Origin of the sequence: Bhargavaea massiliensis (assembly GCF_050480245.1) — a bacterium.
In the GTDB taxonomy this organism is placed as follows: Bacteria; Bacillota; Bacilli; order Bacillales; family Anoxybacillaceae; genus Anoxybacillus.
Genome location: NZ_JBCNEQ010000026.1, coordinates 20,693 through 35,385, shown reverse-complemented (window position 1 = coordinate 35,385; position 14,693 = coordinate 20,693). Strand labels below are relative to the sequence as shown.

The window sequence follows — 14,693 nt, the reverse complement described above, 5'->3', positions numbered from 1 at the left end:
GCTGTTCCTCCTTTTATGAAAGGTTGTTTACTTACTTCTACAATTCCCTACAAAACTCCTTCTCAATCGTCACATTTTTTTGAAAAAATGATGGACAAAATAATGAATAATTATGCTATAATTTACAGATGATGAAAAGCGTTCCTATTTTTTATCGAGGTGTTATCGCATGCGTAAAGTGTACATATTTGAAGCAAAAAGCGGCGATGTGCTCGCCGTTGATATTTACGGACCAAACGGTGCAGTTTTGCTCGCTAAGGGGGTTAAACTGACCGACTCATACATTCGCAGACTGCTCGAAGATGGCATTCATTATATTTATATTCACGATATTTTTACATTTGATATTGAAGAAAAGCCAATGATTAGTCCGGTTGTGCGGCAACAAGCGGTAAAAAAAGTGTACGAAACGATGACGGAACTAATCGAAGGACAAAAGGCTGCCCAGCGCGTGTCTTCGATTGACCTCGGACAGGAATATCAAAAAATATTTAAAGAGATTTTAGACTATTTATTAAGTCGAGAAAACTTGCTCATTAACTTATCTGACCTTGTCATTTCAAAAGGATATTTCTTTCATCACTCGGTTAACGTGGCAACAATCGCAGGTGTTATCGGATTAGCGAAAGGATATTCATCGCAACAATTGCTTGATTTAGGCGTTGGCGCGTTTTTATTTGACATTGGTATGACGCAAATTCCAAGCGCCCTTTGGAGAAAAAAAGGGCCGCTTAGTCCTGAAGAACGTCGGATCGTTTCCCATCATACTGAACTTGGATTTGAATTACTAAAAAAACAAGACAACGTTTCACCGTCATCCGCTTACTGTGCACTTCAACATCACGAGCGTTTTGATGGGAGCGGCTATCCACATCAAGCAGCTGGCAAATACATTCATGAATTCGCGCGCATTATCGCCATCGCAGACGTGTTCGATGCACTCACTTCTCCGCGCGACCATCGCCAACAACATTCGCCGCACGAAGCAGCTGAATATTTATGCGCAGCCGGCAATACGTTGTTTGACTACGAACTCATTAAAACGTTTTTAAAATATGTCGCCATTTACCCGCTCGGCACAAACATCGTATTAAACACAGGATATCGCGGTGTCGTCTCAAACATTTTCCCTGAATATCCGCTTCGTCCTGTCGTTCGTATTTTACAAAATCCAAACGGGGAAGTGCTGAAATCACCGTTTGAAATCGACTTACGAAAAGAAGTAAACGTCACGATTGTCGAAGCGTTTTAAACAACAGAAGGTGCGATCCGCTCGCACCTTTTTATTATTGCTCCACATACGGACGAAGATGTTGCATCACACTTACTTTCCACGCTTCAAACGCTGGCGCTACATGTTTTTCGACAATTTGTTGCTTCGTATTTGGATCATGTAGCTTTCCGTCTAATTTCCATGCCTCTTCTACGACAGAAGAAAAACGTTGAAGCTCGTTCAATAGCGCGATATCATCGGCAAAAAAATGCGCAAGCGAGCGCTCATTTGTCGTATCAATTTGACCGAACGCTGTAAAAATATCAGCGAGCACGACATCCCCTTGCGTACGTTCGTAATTCGCAAAACTTTCAATGACATATTGAAAGCCTTCTTCAATTGTGTCTAATAACGCCGCATATTGACGAACGACTGTTAATTGTTCTGGAGTTAAATGTACCATATGTCTACCTACCTTCGTTTATCATAAAACATACCGTCAATGGATAACGGTTCATACAGATCATGATAGCGATGAGCTGCCTCTTTCGTTTGTTTCATTTGTTTTAAGTCTTGTTGAATTTGTTGTTTCAATTGTTGAAGAAGACGGTTTGCCTCCCGATCAAACATCAGCAGCTCTTTTCCCATTTGTTTTTCTGCTTCCGTTAATACAGACGGAAGGAGCTTAAGAAGCAGTTCGCGCTTCTCAAGCATTTCCTCAATTTGCTCAATCACAATGTCACGTTTTTCTTTTTCAACAGGTTCACGCAATAATTCAACCATTGCTTTTGTGATATGCAAAAGCTCTGAAACAACGCTCATTACACGTGACCGCCTTGCGCATATTGACGCTGACGATTCATTTGAATGACCTGCTTCCACGTATCGCGAAATTCTTTCACATACCCTTCAACTTCCTCTAAAATAGAAATATCGCTTTTAATATTTGCTTCAACAAGACGACGATAAATATAGTCATACATCGTCATCATCGACTTCGCCACTTCATATTCCATATTGAGCGTCACCATCAGCTCTTGAATAATTTTTTGCGCTTTTAATAAGTTTGTGTTGCGCGCTTCAATATTTTTCTCTTCAATGGCCTTTTTCGCTTGTGCAATAAACTTTAAACATCCATTGTAAAGCATAAGCGTTAACTCTCCCGGCGACGCTGTTTGCACCGCGTTTGTTTGATATGATTGATATGGATTGTTGGTTGCCATTCGTTAAAACACTCCTTTAGAAATTATTGCATACCTCCGCCAAACGCGTTCATGAGATACATGCTTTGCGAGTTTGCCCGCTGCACCGCTTTTTCCATCGCGGAAAACTGCTTCCAGTATCGGTCTTCAACTTTCTTTAACCGATCTTCAAAGGCATCAATTCGTTTATCTAAATCGTTTAAGCTTTTTCCGATTTCAAACTGGCTGTTCGTCCAAACGGTTTTACCAGCTTTTTTCTCAATTTTTCCTATTGTATTTTTGATCGTATCACGTAAACGTTGCGCAATCCCTTTTGTGTCAAAGTTTGAGCCACTAGCGTTAAACAGCTGGTAAACAGCATTCGGATCGTTTTCAATTGCTGCACGCAATTTCGTTTCATCAATAATGAGCTTTCCATTTTCTAAATAGTTGCTAGACGTCGTAATCCCAATTTCCGAAAGCGTATCATAGTTCGTATTGACAGGCGAGTTGCTCACTTTGCTGTAAAGATCTAAACGCATTTGACTTAAACCGCTTGATAAAATCGAATCTCGACGCAGAAGTCCACTTTTCGCTTTTTCTTCCCATAATTCAATTTGTTTTTCTGTCATCGCTTCTTTTTGCTCATCCGTTAACGGCGTATAGTCGCGATACCGCTCCTCCGATAGTTTACCATTGATTTTGCCAATCACTTCGTTATATTTGTCGACGAAGCCTTTAATTACATTGAACGTTGCATCTGTATCGTTTGTCGTCGTAACAGAAGCTGTTCCTGTTTTCTTGAGCGTATAAGTAACGTTATTAATCGTAAATGTATTCGTCGAGCGTGATGTCGAAAGACCGTTAATTGTAAATTGCGCATTCTTTCCCGCTGTTTTTCCTGTCAATTCTGCACCACCTGTAACTCCTGTAAATCCGAGGCTTTGGAAAAACGAAGCAGTCGTTGCGTCCCCCATCATTAGACTTGCTGAGGCTCCTGTATCTTTTTTTGTAATTGAAATTTTCCCTGTCTGTGTATCGCGGAACACCGTAATGCCAAGGTCGCTATTGCTGTTTAATTGAGAGATAACCGCATCTAACGACGAGTTGGCTGCGATTGTAATCGTTACCGGATTTGTTGTTGGGCCTGTGCCGTCACCATTTGTTACGTTAATTTTCAGCGTCGTATCTGTACCGCTTGGTGTATAACTAGAAGCAGCTGCAGAAATCCATGTTGCTGATGTCGCGACTTCTGTGACAGTTAAGTTTGTGCTAATGTTCACCGCACTCGAATTTGCTGTTGCCGCGACGACGCTCTCATCCGAACTTACCACTTTCTTCTTTAACATACTGCTTTGCAATGTCAAATTATTAAAAACATAGCTATCTAAGTCTTGCAACAACGTATTCATCGAGCGATAGTCATCACGCTGCCATTCTAAAATTTGTTTCTTTTGCTTTAGTTTATCAAGCGGCATTCGTTCTGCTTTCATTAAATCGCCAACGATTTTATCAATATCCATCCCGCTTGCCAAGCCGCCGATACGCATATTGCTCATCGTTTACCACCTCCTAAATTTTTTGGTCAACGATTAACCCGACAAACTTCATCATCGCCGCGTACATATCTAGCAATTTTTTCGGCGGAATTTCGCGCACGACTTCTTTCGTGCGATCGTCAATGAGCTGGATATAATACTCTTTCAAATCCTCGTGTACATTAAACTTCAACGAGGTGTGGCTCGGTTGTAGAAATTCATTCATTCCTTTTACGATTTCTTCAAGTTTTTGTTTTGGAATACGTTCTTCCTCTTGCTTGACTGTCGCTTGCTGCACGGTCGTTTGCTCTTGTTTTTGCTGCTCTGCTGGACGCTCTGTCGTTGTTTTTTCATGCATATATGTGGAAGAAAGAGAAGAAGAAATACGTTCAATCATCACTTTTCGCTCCTTTGACATATACGTTTCTACTGTTTATATCGGTTAGAAAAGAAAAATATGAAGTCATTTCGTACATAAACAAACGAGAGTGAAACAGCGAAATGAAAAATTAATCCTATTAATCGACATAAAAAGAGGCACTAGCCAAGCTAATGCCTTGTTGTTGAGCATGCAGTTAATTAACAATATTACAGGCAAGTCAAAGCAGATGAGATAATAATTTTTACCCAAAATTTAAAAAGTGCCAACATTAAAGTTTATACTGTCACCAAAAGCCCCATTTTCAAATTTGAATGAAACGTAATACAAGCATTTTTGTTAATTAAGCACCCCTACTTCTTTCAAATGTTGCCAAGCTTTTGTAATATGCTTCTCTTTAAATATCTTCCGTTTCCGTTCGTTCCAATTGTGGATTTCTTCAACGATTGACTGAATATCATCTTTTATATCTGGATTTTCCTTAACAACCCAATGTACAGTTGAAAGCAATTCTAGCCCATATGGAGTTTCAAACCCTTGAATAATATCCCTTACTCTTTTTAAGTGCTTATAGGCTTCGGAATCGTCCATCAAATACTGCTCCGCTTTTTGGACTGCATCTGGTATTAAGTAAATTTCTGCATCTCTGCTGCGATCGCCAAAACCACGAATAAAATGGCCATCTAAGCGCAATAATACATGATTTAAATTGTCTGCATATGGACCATACTTGCTTTTTTCAAATCTTAGTTTAAGGGGTTCCCCTACTGCTTGGAGAAAATACGCTAACTTTTGCACTTCAAGCAAAGATAGCCGATAACCTGGAATGGAGTAATCATTCATTAGCATAAGAAATAATGCTCTAGATCTTGTCATCTTTGGAGGTTCTGTACGTATCTTTATTTGATCGGGTTTAGGGCTTCCTGCAGGCTCGTATAAATGTACTTCCACATCTTGTAGATGTTTAAAAGCTGCTTCAATTTTAGGACGTACTTCATCCCATTTTAATCCGCCATTTCCACAGCCAAGCGGCGGAAGCGCAATTGATTTTATATTAAGTTCCTTAACCACCTTTACTAAATCCACTAACCCTAATTCTATATCTTCCATCCGGGATTTATTTTTCCAATGGCGTTTTGTAGGAAAATTAATAATATATTTTGGGTTCAACAACGATTTAGTGGAAACGACATGCATTTTGCCTGGCTGAACTTCCTTGCGATGGCAAGCCTTTTCATACTCCGAAAACATTTCTGGATAAGCTTGCTTAAATTGCAGTGCGATTCCTTTCCCCATCACACCGACACAATTGACCGTATTCACCAAAGCTTCTGCTTCATCTTCCAAGAGATTGCCTTGTTTTAGGATGATCATTTCGCCACCTCCTTCAGTAGTACCAATGCGGCCTGACAGCTATTGGTTTATGGCAATGACATTGGTACATAATCTCTTCAACTTTTTGCTTCATTTTATCATTTTTAACCTCTTAATGCCTTAAAAATCATCGTTCCAGAGAACAATGAACATTAATCTGTATCCCATTACTAATCAAAAGGAACACAATTCTTTGAAAACCTTTTTCCCGAAAATCATCAGGCATAATCGCAATCAACGTATAATCAGTGAGCGAATGGTAAAACTGCATTTTTCGGCCCGCCTTCTCCGTGTACCACTTGTAACGCGTCGAACCATATAGTCCGAAATATTCGACAATCCACTTTCTTCCGTTTTGTTCGATCACCCAGTCAGGGATGTATACTTCGTCATATTCGTGGTTCACAAAACGACATCCTTCTCTTTCCACTTTCCCATCAACGACCGCGCGAATCAAAAAGTTATGGATTTCTAGTTCTTCTTTTGAATCACACAATTGCCCGTCAATCCCAACTAGCAAATTAAATTCCTCAGGCTGAAATGTATATTCGGGGAATGATTCCATAATCCAACGGTAAAATTTGCTGTCGTAATGGCGATCGACCATGCTGATAAACCGTGGGAAATGCTTGCGAAAATACGCCCGGTTTAACCGCGGCAACTCCTCGCGGCCGATCCCCCGCTTGGCACAAAACGTCCGCAGCGCCTGCACCCGGTTTTGCGGCGAATGCCAATGTTGGTTCGGCACACGCTGAAACTCTGTCACATCATACTTCCCCGGAAACACCGCCTCTATAATCTCAATCGGCGAACCGTGATATTCATGTAACAGACCAGTCAGCCCTTCCGCCATCAGCCGCTGTTTCGTCATAAAGCGCGGGACATCTTGCTCGGCTACTCCCTCCCTTTCAATCAAATCAATAATGGCCTGTCTGACATTCTTGATATCTTTCCAATAGCCGTTTGGTTTTGTGTGAAAATCATCGAGTGAAAATTGGTTAGGGAAAAGATACTGGATGAACGCTGAAGGAGATCCGCGGTGATGTTTTAACGCTGCGCTAAAACGATATTGCAAAAGCATTTGCTGCGTCACTTTCTTCGGCACGTCTTCGAACCGGATCTTTTCCTTACGAAGCATGTCCATAAACTGCTCTTTCAAAAATTCGCGGTTTGTTGCATAACCTTGAGGAATTTTTTTAAAATCCGTTTCTTTAAAACGGCCGGGGTATAGGGCGCTTATCAAGCGAAATGGGGAATAACCGTACCGCTTTAAAGGATTGGAAAACCCCCATTCGACAAGAACATAGCGATTTACTTTTTGAGGGATCTCCTCAATCTTGATTCCCTCTTTATCCAAATACCACTCCAAACGTTTACGTATATTTTCAACATTACGCCAATAATCAACCGGAACACGGTAGAAGTCGAATTCATTATATTCGTTAGGGTAAACAAACTCAATGAGCCGACGGGGAGATTTAAACCGATTCAAAACTCCCCAAAGTTTTTGTTCTCCAATAATCTTTTTATTTATCTTCGGAATTTGTTCCCTTGATAAACCAAGTTGTACTTCTAGCACATAGCGTACCAAGATAATGACATTTTCGTCCTTTTCCCATGTCCCTGCCGGAAGCGTCTTTCTCTTTCCAGCTAGCAATTCTTTGTACACACCTATAATCGGGAATTGCTCCAATTCACAACAAGGAATTGTCCTATATTCATTTGTATCCGTCACTTAAATCACCCCCTTCGATTATAGCATATATACAAACATATGTTCTATATGCTTTTAAAATTTTTTGTCTTATCATCCTAACAAAAGAAATACCGAGGAAGCCAAATGTCCCTCGGTATGTTTTCTCGTATTAACGAAGCAATTGCAATACCCCTTGTGGTTGTTGGTTGGCTTGCCATGCCGCAACGTCTTTCGACCGTTGTGTAGACTATCTCTTCACCTTTCTAGCCATTTGGCTAGCGAAGGGCTGGGCACTTCGGGGATTTCCCCTACGGACTTCATCACCATAGCTTCTTGCCTTAGGTGGTATGTCCTAGTCGTTGAACCTTCTCCACTCTTTCGAGACAGGAGCTTGGCTGCTGATTGCCCATTGTTCCATCTTTCCTTTTTTCAAGCCGTCACGCCTGCCGTTTCCAGCTTCGTTGTGGCAAGGAAAGCTTTAGGGCTTCCCAGCAATTCACCCAGTGATCCTCTTAGCCGTTTCCAGCTAAGACGCCCTGCAAATAACCAACTATTAACGCAAGAGTTGTAAAACTCCTTGCGGCTGGTTATTTGCTTGAGCCAACATTGCTTGTGCTGCTTGAGAGAGGATGTTGTTCTTAGTGAACTCCATCATTTCTTTCGCCATATCGACGTCACGGATACGAGACTCGGCTGCTGTTAAGTTTTCAGCTGCTGTTCCTAAGTTGTTAATTGTATGCTCGAGACGGTTTTGAACCGCACCAAGTTTACCACGTTCTGCTGATACAGTTTGAATTGCTTTATCAATAACTACAATAGCTTTAGAAGCATCCTCTTTATTTGAAATATTTAATGCCGCTTCCGCTTTAATATCATTTGTACCATTTGTTACTGTATTTGTAGAAGTAAAGCCTGCTTGACCTGCATTACCTGTAATTCCTAATGCAGCTGCACGCATATCGTTGATAGTTAGAGACATGCTTTGACCAGTATTAGCTCCAATTTGGAACTTAGTACTATATCCAGACCCTTGAGCGCCAGGTCCTACCACCTGTTGAACATTTTTTACATCATCTAAAGTAGCTCCACCAATAGATTTTAATGCATCACTATTGAATTCTACTTTAATGTCTTTTCCTGTTTCGGAAATGAATTGAAGTTTATTATCTTTTGATAAAGCCGCAGTTACTTTATCAGATAGTCCAGCTTCTTGCAAAGCAGCATTAATATCTTTAACAAAACGTTCCATCTCAGCTTTTGCTATATTCGCATCTGCATTTGTAACATCGTATTTTTTAGGGTCTACACTTGTATTAAGATTTACATTAACCGCACTTTCAGAACCTACTGTAATTTTCAGAGTATCACCAGAGGCGATTTGTAATTCACTGCTTCTTGTTTGAGGGTTAGTAGTAGCAGCAGTTAACCCTGTCTCAGTCGTATTTGTATTTCCCCCAATGGTAATACTACTACCATCTAAAGCTGTAAACTTTAAGCCGTTGCCTGAAGTATTGGCTTCAACAAGGAAATTACCAGCACCAAATGCTCTGTCCAACTTTGATTGTACATCAGTAATTACACCATTTATGTCTGTATAACTTTGGTCAAGAGTAATAGTTACTTCGTTAATTACAATATTTTTTCTTTTATCACCAGAAAAGTCTAGATCAGCTCCTCCTGCTCCATCAGCGTCAAGTTTTCCGCCTTCTACAGTCGCTAATGTTTTATCTAAAGATAATCCACTTTCAACTCCTGCTCTTTCCATAGTTGTAGGGCTACCTACAGCAGAAGTAGTTGCAGTTGTTAAGATATCATCCACATCAGCCGCATCTGCACCTGTAATGCTAATGCTAATTGAGCTAGTTGCCCCCTCAGATTTAGCAGTAAACTTGATATAAGAGTTATCGCCAGAAGTAACTTTTTCCATATCAATTAAATCAGATAATTTAGTTCCACCAGATGTTACTTCCTTTAAAGCATTAATTACATCATCAACAGTTTTACCCGTCCAGTCCCTTTGAAGAGCGGAAGTTACATCAAAAGTTGTGTTATCCACAGTAATTTTTGCCGTAAATTCGCTACTATCCAAGTCTCCATCATTAAAAGCAACAGTACCAGTTACTGTAGCACTTCTTGCTTGAGTAATTTTCACACCATCATTTGAGCCAATTCCACCATTTAATAATTTTTGAGTGTTAAATTCTGTCGTATTACCAATACGGTTAATTTCGGAAGTTAAGTTGTTTAATTCATCTTGAAGAGCCGCACGGTCAGAGTCTGTTGCTGTACCGTTTGCTGCTTGAACAGCAAGCTCACGCATACGCTGTAGAATAGAATGCGTTTCGTTTAAAGCTCCCTCCGCTGTCTGGATAAGGCTTATCCCGTCTTGCGCATTCTTAGAAGCCATTTCCAAGCCACGAATTTGTCCACGCATTTTTTCAGAAATCGCAAGACCTGCCGCATCGTCGCCAGCGCGGTTAATGCGAAGACCTGAAGATAGTTTTTCCATTGATTTTGAAGCTGCGTTAGTACCCATTGTCAATTGACGATAGGTGTTTAACGCCGCAATATTGTGGTTAATTCTCATTGCTTTTTCCTCCTTGAATTTTTTTGTTCCACATCCTTGTGGAATGATAGATTTGCGGATAGGAAGAAAGTCGGCCGCCTTTCTTCGCTATGCCGCGTTCACTTTTTATATCGGTTTGTTTTTAAAAAGTTTAATAGGCTGACGCAAATTTTTTTCCATTTTGCTGCTGAGAAATTGGAGAGATGGTGAAGGCGACTTGAGGATCCTTTGATGAGATATGGTGGGCATCATTATGTTTGGGGATTATCTCTTTGTCGGATGATACACGCGGCGGCGCCTTGGACAGGTACGCCGCCGCTAGCCATGTTTATGCGCTTATTCTCCCTCTTTCCATTGTTTCAGTCGCTCGTTCAGCTGCTCAAGCGATGTTTTCGAGGCGAAGGAGGCAGCGTTGTTTTCGGCTTGGATGGCGAGATAAATTTCTTTGCGATGAATTTCAACATGTTTCGGAGCGTTGATGCCAAGCTTCACTTGATCACCTTGGATGGCGAGGACGGTGATTTCGATGTCATCGCCGATTTGAATCGCTTCTTTCAGTTTGCGCGTTAGTACAAGCATACTTGCCGCCTCCTTTATTTCGCCACTTTTTCGGGAAAGAGACGATGTTTCGTTTTATAGTTTGTATTCGTTAAAATAACTTGCTTGCCAAGACGCTTATGGACGTTAATGACAATCGGCGCCTGCAAGTTCGCCGTCGTGTCGTCGAACGGATCGGCAACAGTAAGAATGACATACACGGCTACTTCTTTTTCCGAAGACAACTGCAGTTGGGTAACTGACTGCTCATCAAGCTCGAAGTCATAATCTTTAAAGTAAATAAACGGATCAATCATCGCAAACCCGAGCGCTGGTGTTTTGACCGATTGTAAAATAACAAACGGGGTATCCTCAAGCGGCAATAAGACAAATTGTTTTTCGTCTAAAAAGCCTGGAATACCGTGCTCGAAATGAAAAATATCCTTTTCGTTAATTTCAATTTCACCATGATATTTTGTACGAATTTTCATCATTTCACACCTTTTTATTAAATTGAAATTTCAAAATTAGTACCAACAAACTTTAAGTTGACGAAATCGATTTTTAATGAATTGCGCTGTGCAAGATCCATCGTCACTTTCCCCGGGGTATAGTGGATCATCGGCTTGTTTATTTTGGCGCGAATAATCGGTTGTTGGACTTTTACATCAATATGCACTTTCGCTGGTTCAAAGTTCGTTTTGACACTGAAGAGAGAAGGAATCCAACCAATATTGAAGTCATATATCGGATCCTCGCTGTTTTCTTTTGCCTGCTCGGCAAGTGGATTGCCGCCATCTTCAATTCTCATCAGCTCATCTCCCTGTCGAGACACACGAGCAATGCCTTCCAGCCAGTCTTCATAACCTTGTTGCGCAAATTCTTCAATGCGGCGGAAAATATGTTTTAAATCCATCTCTTCCCATGCTTTCGTTTGGTCAATGGTTAGTTTGGCCGGTGTCGTTTCAATCTTCATTTCTGCCGAGGGTTGCTGGAGATCAAGCTCTGCTGGCGGCTGTTTGATTTCCAGTACAGGCGGTGTTGGCTTGATCGCGATCTTTGCAAAGGTAGACTGCAAGCGAATTTGCGGCAGTTGCATATTTTTCTCCCTCCTAGAGGAAAAGCTATCTTGTCCTCGCAAGATAGCTTAACGCAAAAAGTCAAGAAGCGTCGGTTGAATAATGCGGGCACCTACGCCAAGAGCGGCGCGATGCACGCTTTCTTGCGTTTTTAAATCAGTGATGACACGTTCAATGTCGGCATCCTCATTATCGGAGAGAATCCGATGAGCGATGACTTCCTGCTGATCCACTCTCTCTTCCATTAACTCTACTCGATTTAAACGAGCCCCCAATTCCGCACGAGCACTAAGTAAATTATTAATATGCTGATCAATATAACTAAGGTACTGGCTTATATCTTTTCCTGATTTTGTCGCATCATTTAAGTCGTTATTTAAAAATTCTAAATCACTAAATAATCCGTTTCCTTTTGCGGTATTGTCGTAATTAAATACTTTTGTCGGATTCACGTTTACAGAAATATAAATCCCTTTCGATAATTCGATTTTTATTTCATCCGTGTTCTTCGATACAACTGGTGGAGCTTGACTTAAATCTACTGGTTGTTTCAGCGTATCCGTACCATTAAAAATATATTTATCTCCGACTTTTGTATTGGCAATAGAAGCTAAGTGTTCCGTTAGCTGTTTAATTTCCTCCGAAATCGCTGCACGTTGGCTTACTTCATACGTATCGTTGCTCGCTTGCACCACAAGCTCGCGAATGCGCTGTAATGCTTGCGTCGCTTTATCAAGCGCTGCATCTGAGTTTTCAATCCAGTTGTACGCCTCGGAAAAGTTGCGCTTAAATTGCTCAACTTCTGTTAAGTTTGTACGGTATACCATCCCTTTCATTGCGATAACTGGATCATCGGATGGACGATTAATTTTTTTTCCTGTTGCCAGTTGATCTTGATATTTGCCAATCCGCGCATAGCTGGCGCTTAAATTCCTAAGCATATTCCCTGTCAACATCCCTTGCGTTACGCGCATGTTTGTTCACCTACCTTCCTACAATGCCCATGCCGTTAATAATTTTATCGAGCATTTCATCGATGGCGGTAATTTGGCGTGCTGCTGCGTTGTATGCATGTTGAAATTTAATCATGTTTGTCATTTCCTCATCTAGTGATACCGAGCTGACCGATTGACGACGTTCCTCTACAGACTGACGTAACACTTCACTGTTATTTTTCAATCGTTCAGCTTGCTGTCCATCCACACCAAGCTTTCCAATCCATCCTTGGTAATTAGATTGAATCGTACCTGATGTTAAAGGAAGTGAGGCCGACAAACTTATTGATACATCTATTAAGTTCACTGTTCCAGACGACAATAGTATTTTTCCAACGCTTGCTAAGTTAAGAGCATTGTTTCCATTTCCAGAGACGCCCTGTTTGGTGGAAGCTGCAATGTTAGAAAGATCATCCATTGCCGATGATAACTTAATGTTCTTAGCAGCTCCCGGAACTGTTACATCAAAAAATGCAGGAGCTTTTGCAGCACTGTTCAGCCCGTATCCCTTTTTATGAACCTCATTAAATATCGTACCAAACGTATACGCTAGATTATCCAAATTGTTAATCATCTCAGGATAAATGCCTTTTACATTTCCTGAAGCATCTTTATAACCAAACGATTCTATCAATCCTAGTAATTTTCCAGATGGAAACGATGTGATTGAAATGGAAACTCTGCCTATTTGCACATTGTCAATATCACTTGTCGGAGTTTCTTTAACACCATCTCCGTCAATATCGCCTCCGATTCCATTTGGAAGAGAAAATGCATTCGTATGATTTCCTTGAACTAAGTAAATTTTTTGGTTGTTACTATCTAAAATCGGATTCCCGTTACTATCCACTAGATAAATATTATACGTTCCTTCTGCTATCTTTAACGCGTTTCCACCGCTTGGGACTTTCTCAACCTGTACGTTCACTAATTTTGACAGTTCGTCAATCAAGCGGTCGCGCTCATCGTATAAATCGTTTGGTAAATAGCCGTTCGGCTCGACTTCGCTGATTTGCTGGTTGATTTGGCTGATTTGTTGTGCCAAAGAGTTGATTTCTGTAATCGTGACACCGATTTCGTGTCCTAAATCCTTTTTAATTTGTGATAACGAGTCATGTAAATAATGAAACGTTTCCACAACCGCCAATCCGCGTTGGCGAACGACCGAACGCGCTCCTTCATTTTCCGGATTCACGCTTAAATCTTGCAGCGCTTGCCAAAACTGATCCATCGTTTTCGATAAACCGTTGTCCGATGGTTCGTTCATGATATCTTCCATTTTTTTTAGGGCGTCTGCTCGCGCTTCCCAGTAGCCAAGCTTGTTATTTTCCCCACGATATTGAATATCTAAAAAGCTTTCACGCACCCGCTCAATCGAACCCGCTTCGACTCCTGTCCCCATCTGTCCAGGAATTTGCGGACGGTTCATAGAAGCCGGCGGATACGGTTCTGTTTGGACAAAATTGACGCGCTGGCGCGAATAACCAGGTGTGTTCGCATTAGCAATATTATGTCCGGTTACATATAACGCTGATTGTTGCGTAAACATGCCTCGTTTGGCTACCTCTAAGCCATGAAACGTTGATCGCATTACATTTTCCTCCAATGCTTGAAACTCTAAGCTTTTGAATCAAATAACGAGCTGCTGCCTTCATATGAAGATGGCGCCATGTTCGGTTTTCTATAATTCACTTCTTTCGGCTGCGGCATGATCATATCCAACGTCATGTTGACAAACTGCAACGATTGGTGGAGAAGCTGTTGGTTTAATTCATTAATATTTTTAAGCTCTGCAACGACCACCGCCAAATTGTCTCGCAATCTTTCTAAAGCGGAACGTTCCGGTTCGTTTACTAGTTCAATACATGCCGTTAATGTCGGCTCTTGCTGTGTATGGCCTAATGCGCTTATGATCTTTTCAACAGCAAGAATCCGTTCCTTCTCGATTTGTTTAATTGCCGCAATATACTTTTGCTCTTCTTTCATCATTTCACTTAGGGCTTCCATATCGCCTTTCTTTAATACTTCCGTTTTTTTATTTGCTAAGTCCAGCAAGCCTTTATGCAGTTTCACATGTTTTTCTAGCAACTCTATTAATTGTTTGGCAGACAATCCAATCTCTCCCTAAAAGTACA

15 protein-coding genes are annotated in these 14,693 nt (G+C 41.0%); 1 reads left to right on the top strand and 14 read right to left on the bottom strand.

What is annotated here, in order from left to right; translation table 11 throughout:
* Window positions 1-169: 169 nt before the first annotated feature.
* Entirely contained in the window at window positions 170-1,252 is a 1,083-nt protein-coding gene (locus ABEV15_RS06925; protein ID WP_498852767.1) for an HD-GYP domain-containing protein, read from the top strand.
* Window positions 1,253-1,286: 34 nt separating this feature from the next.
* Here ABEV15_RS06925 and ABEV15_RS06920 read toward each other — a convergent pair whose 3' ends face one another.
* From ABEV15_RS06920 to ABEV15_RS06855, 14 genes are all read right to left on the bottom strand, one after another.
* Window positions 1,287-1,676, bottom strand: a complete 390-nt coding sequence (locus tag ABEV15_RS06920) for a DUF8042 domain-containing protein (RefSeq protein ID WP_498852766.1) — start codon at window positions 1,674-1,676, stop codon at window positions 1,287-1,289.
* A gap of 8 nt (window positions 1,677-1,684) precedes the next feature.
* Window positions 1,685-2,035 (bottom strand): flagellar protein FliT, encoded by a 351-nt coding sequence (fliT, locus tag ABEV15_RS06915; RefSeq protein WP_498852765.1) that lies wholly within the window; start codon window positions 2,033-2,035, stop codon window positions 1,685-1,687.
* The gene (fliS, locus tag ABEV15_RS06910) at window positions 2,035-2,436 is read right to left on the bottom strand and encodes a flagellar export chaperone FliS (protein ID WP_498852764.1); all 402 of its coding nucleotides are present in this window, start codon (window positions 2,434-2,436) and stop codon (window positions 2,035-2,037) included. Before fliS ends, fliT begins: the two co-directional genes overlap by 1 nt.
* Before the next feature lie 23 nt (window positions 2,437-2,459).
* Window positions 2,460-3,953 (bottom strand): flagellar hook-associated protein 2, encoded by a 1,494-nt coding sequence (locus tag ABEV15_RS06905; protein ID WP_498852763.1) that lies wholly within the window; start codon window positions 3,951-3,953, stop codon window positions 2,460-2,462.
* Between the two features lie 13 nt (window positions 3,954-3,966).
* Window positions 3,967-4,329: a flagellar protein FlaG gene (gene flaG / locus ABEV15_RS06900; RefSeq protein ID WP_498852762.1), complete on the bottom strand. Its 363-nt coding sequence runs from the start codon at window positions 4,327-4,329 to the stop codon at window positions 3,967-3,969.
* Between the two features lie 321 nt (window positions 4,330-4,650).
* Window positions 4,651-5,685 carry a type II toxin-antitoxin system antitoxin DNA ADP-ribosyl glycohydrolase DarG gene (darG, locus tag ABEV15_RS06895; RefSeq protein WP_498852761.1) on the bottom strand — a complete coding sequence of 345 codons (1,035 nt, stop codon included), beginning with the start codon at window positions 5,683-5,685 and terminating at the stop codon, window positions 4,651-4,653.
* A 127-nt stretch (window positions 5,686-5,812) separates the two neighbouring features.
* A complete protein-coding gene (locus ABEV15_RS06890) occupies window positions 5,813-7,420 on the bottom strand; it encodes a DUF4046 domain-containing protein (RefSeq protein ID WP_498852760.1) in 1,608 nt (535 codons plus the stop codon).
* 514 nt (window positions 7,421-7,934) lie between these two features.
* Window positions 7,935-9,968: a flagellin N-terminal helical domain-containing protein gene (locus ABEV15_RS06885; RefSeq protein ID WP_498852759.1), complete on the bottom strand. Its 2,034-nt coding sequence runs from the start codon at window positions 9,966-9,968 to the stop codon at window positions 7,935-7,937.
* Between the two features lie 315 nt (window positions 9,969-10,283).
* Window positions 10,284-10,526: a carbon storage regulator CsrA gene (gene csrA, locus ABEV15_RS06880; protein WP_498852758.1), complete on the bottom strand. Its 243-nt coding sequence runs from the start codon at window positions 10,524-10,526 to the stop codon at window positions 10,284-10,286.
* 14 nt (window positions 10,527-10,540) lie between these two features.
* A complete protein-coding gene (gene fliW, locus ABEV15_RS06875) occupies window positions 10,541-10,975 on the bottom strand; it encodes a flagellar assembly protein FliW (RefSeq protein ID WP_498852757.1) in 435 nt (144 codons plus the stop codon).
* Between the two features lie 17 nt (window positions 10,976-10,992).
* On the bottom strand, window positions 10,993-11,583 hold the full coding sequence (locus ABEV15_RS06870) for a DUF6470 family protein (protein ID WP_498852756.1): 591 nt from the start codon (window positions 11,581-11,583) through the stop codon (window positions 10,993-10,995).
* A 48-nt stretch (window positions 11,584-11,631) separates the two neighbouring features.
* Window positions 11,632-12,537, bottom strand: coding sequence for a flagellar hook-associated protein FlgL (gene flgL / locus ABEV15_RS06865; RefSeq protein ID WP_498852755.1), 906 nt, complete (start codon window positions 12,535-12,537; stop codon window positions 11,632-11,634).
* A 10-nt stretch (window positions 12,538-12,547) separates the two neighbouring features.
* The gene (gene flgK / locus ABEV15_RS06860; protein ID WP_498852754.1) at window positions 12,548-14,149 is read right to left on the bottom strand and encodes a flagellar hook-associated protein FlgK; all 1,602 of its coding nucleotides are present in this window, start codon (window positions 14,147-14,149) and stop codon (window positions 12,548-12,550) included.
* Window positions 14,150-14,175: 26 nt separating this feature from the next.
* A complete protein-coding gene (locus tag ABEV15_RS06855) occupies window positions 14,176-14,670 on the bottom strand; it encodes a flagellar protein FlgN (RefSeq protein WP_498852753.1) in 495 nt (164 codons plus the stop codon).
* Window positions 14,671-14,693 lie beyond the last annotated feature (23 nt).

What these genes read in the sequence shown, in the direction of transcription:
- ABEV15_RS06920 (WP_498852766.1), bottom strand. Translation starts at nt 1,676, where the DNA reads ATGGTACATTTAACTCCAGAACAATTAACAGTCGTTCGTCAATATGCG.
- fliS (WP_498852764.1), bottom strand. Translation starts at nt 2,436, where the DNA reads ATGGCAACCAACAATCCATATCAATCATATCAAACAAACGCGGTGCAA.
- darG (WP_498852761.1), bottom strand. Translation starts at nt 5,685, where the DNA reads ATGATCATCCTAAAACAAGGCAATCTCTTGGAAGATGAAGCAGAAGCT.
- fliT (WP_498852765.1), bottom strand. Translation starts at nt 2,035, where the DNA reads ATGAGCGTTGTTTCAGAGCTTTTGCATATCACAAAAGCAATGGTTGAA.
- flaG (WP_498852762.1), bottom strand. Translation starts at nt 4,329, where the DNA reads ATGATTGAACGTATTTCTTCTTCTCTTTCTTCCACATATATGCATGAA.
- ABEV15_RS06870 (WP_498852756.1), bottom strand. Translation starts at nt 11,583, where the DNA reads ATGCAACTGCCGCAAATTCGCTTGCAGTCTACCTTTGCAAAGATCGCG.
- ABEV15_RS06925 (WP_498852767.1), top strand. Translation starts at nt 170, where the DNA reads ATGCGTAAAGTGTACATATTTGAAGCAAAAAGCGGCGATGTGCTCGCC.
- flgK (WP_498852754.1), bottom strand. Translation starts at nt 14,149, where the DNA reads ATGCGATCAACGTTTCATGGCTTAGAGGTAGCCAAACGAGGCATGTTT.
- flgL (WP_498852755.1), bottom strand. Translation starts at nt 12,537, where the DNA reads ATGCGCGTAACGCAAGGGATGTTGACAGGGAATATGCTTAGGAATTTA.
- csrA (WP_498852758.1), bottom strand. Translation starts at nt 10,526, where the DNA reads ATGCTTGTACTAACGCGCAAACTGAAAGAAGCGATTCAAATCGGCGAT.
- ABEV15_RS06905 (WP_498852763.1), bottom strand. Translation starts at nt 3,953, where the DNA reads ATGAGCAATATGCGTATCGGCGGCTTGGCAAGCGGGATGGATATTGAT.
- fliW (WP_498852757.1), bottom strand. Translation starts at nt 10,975, where the DNA reads ATGAAAATTCGTACAAAATATCATGGTGAAATTGAAATTAACGAAAAG.
- ABEV15_RS06885 (WP_498852759.1), bottom strand. Translation starts at nt 9,968, where the DNA reads ATGAGAATTAACCACAATATTGCGGCGTTAAACACCTATCGTCAATTG.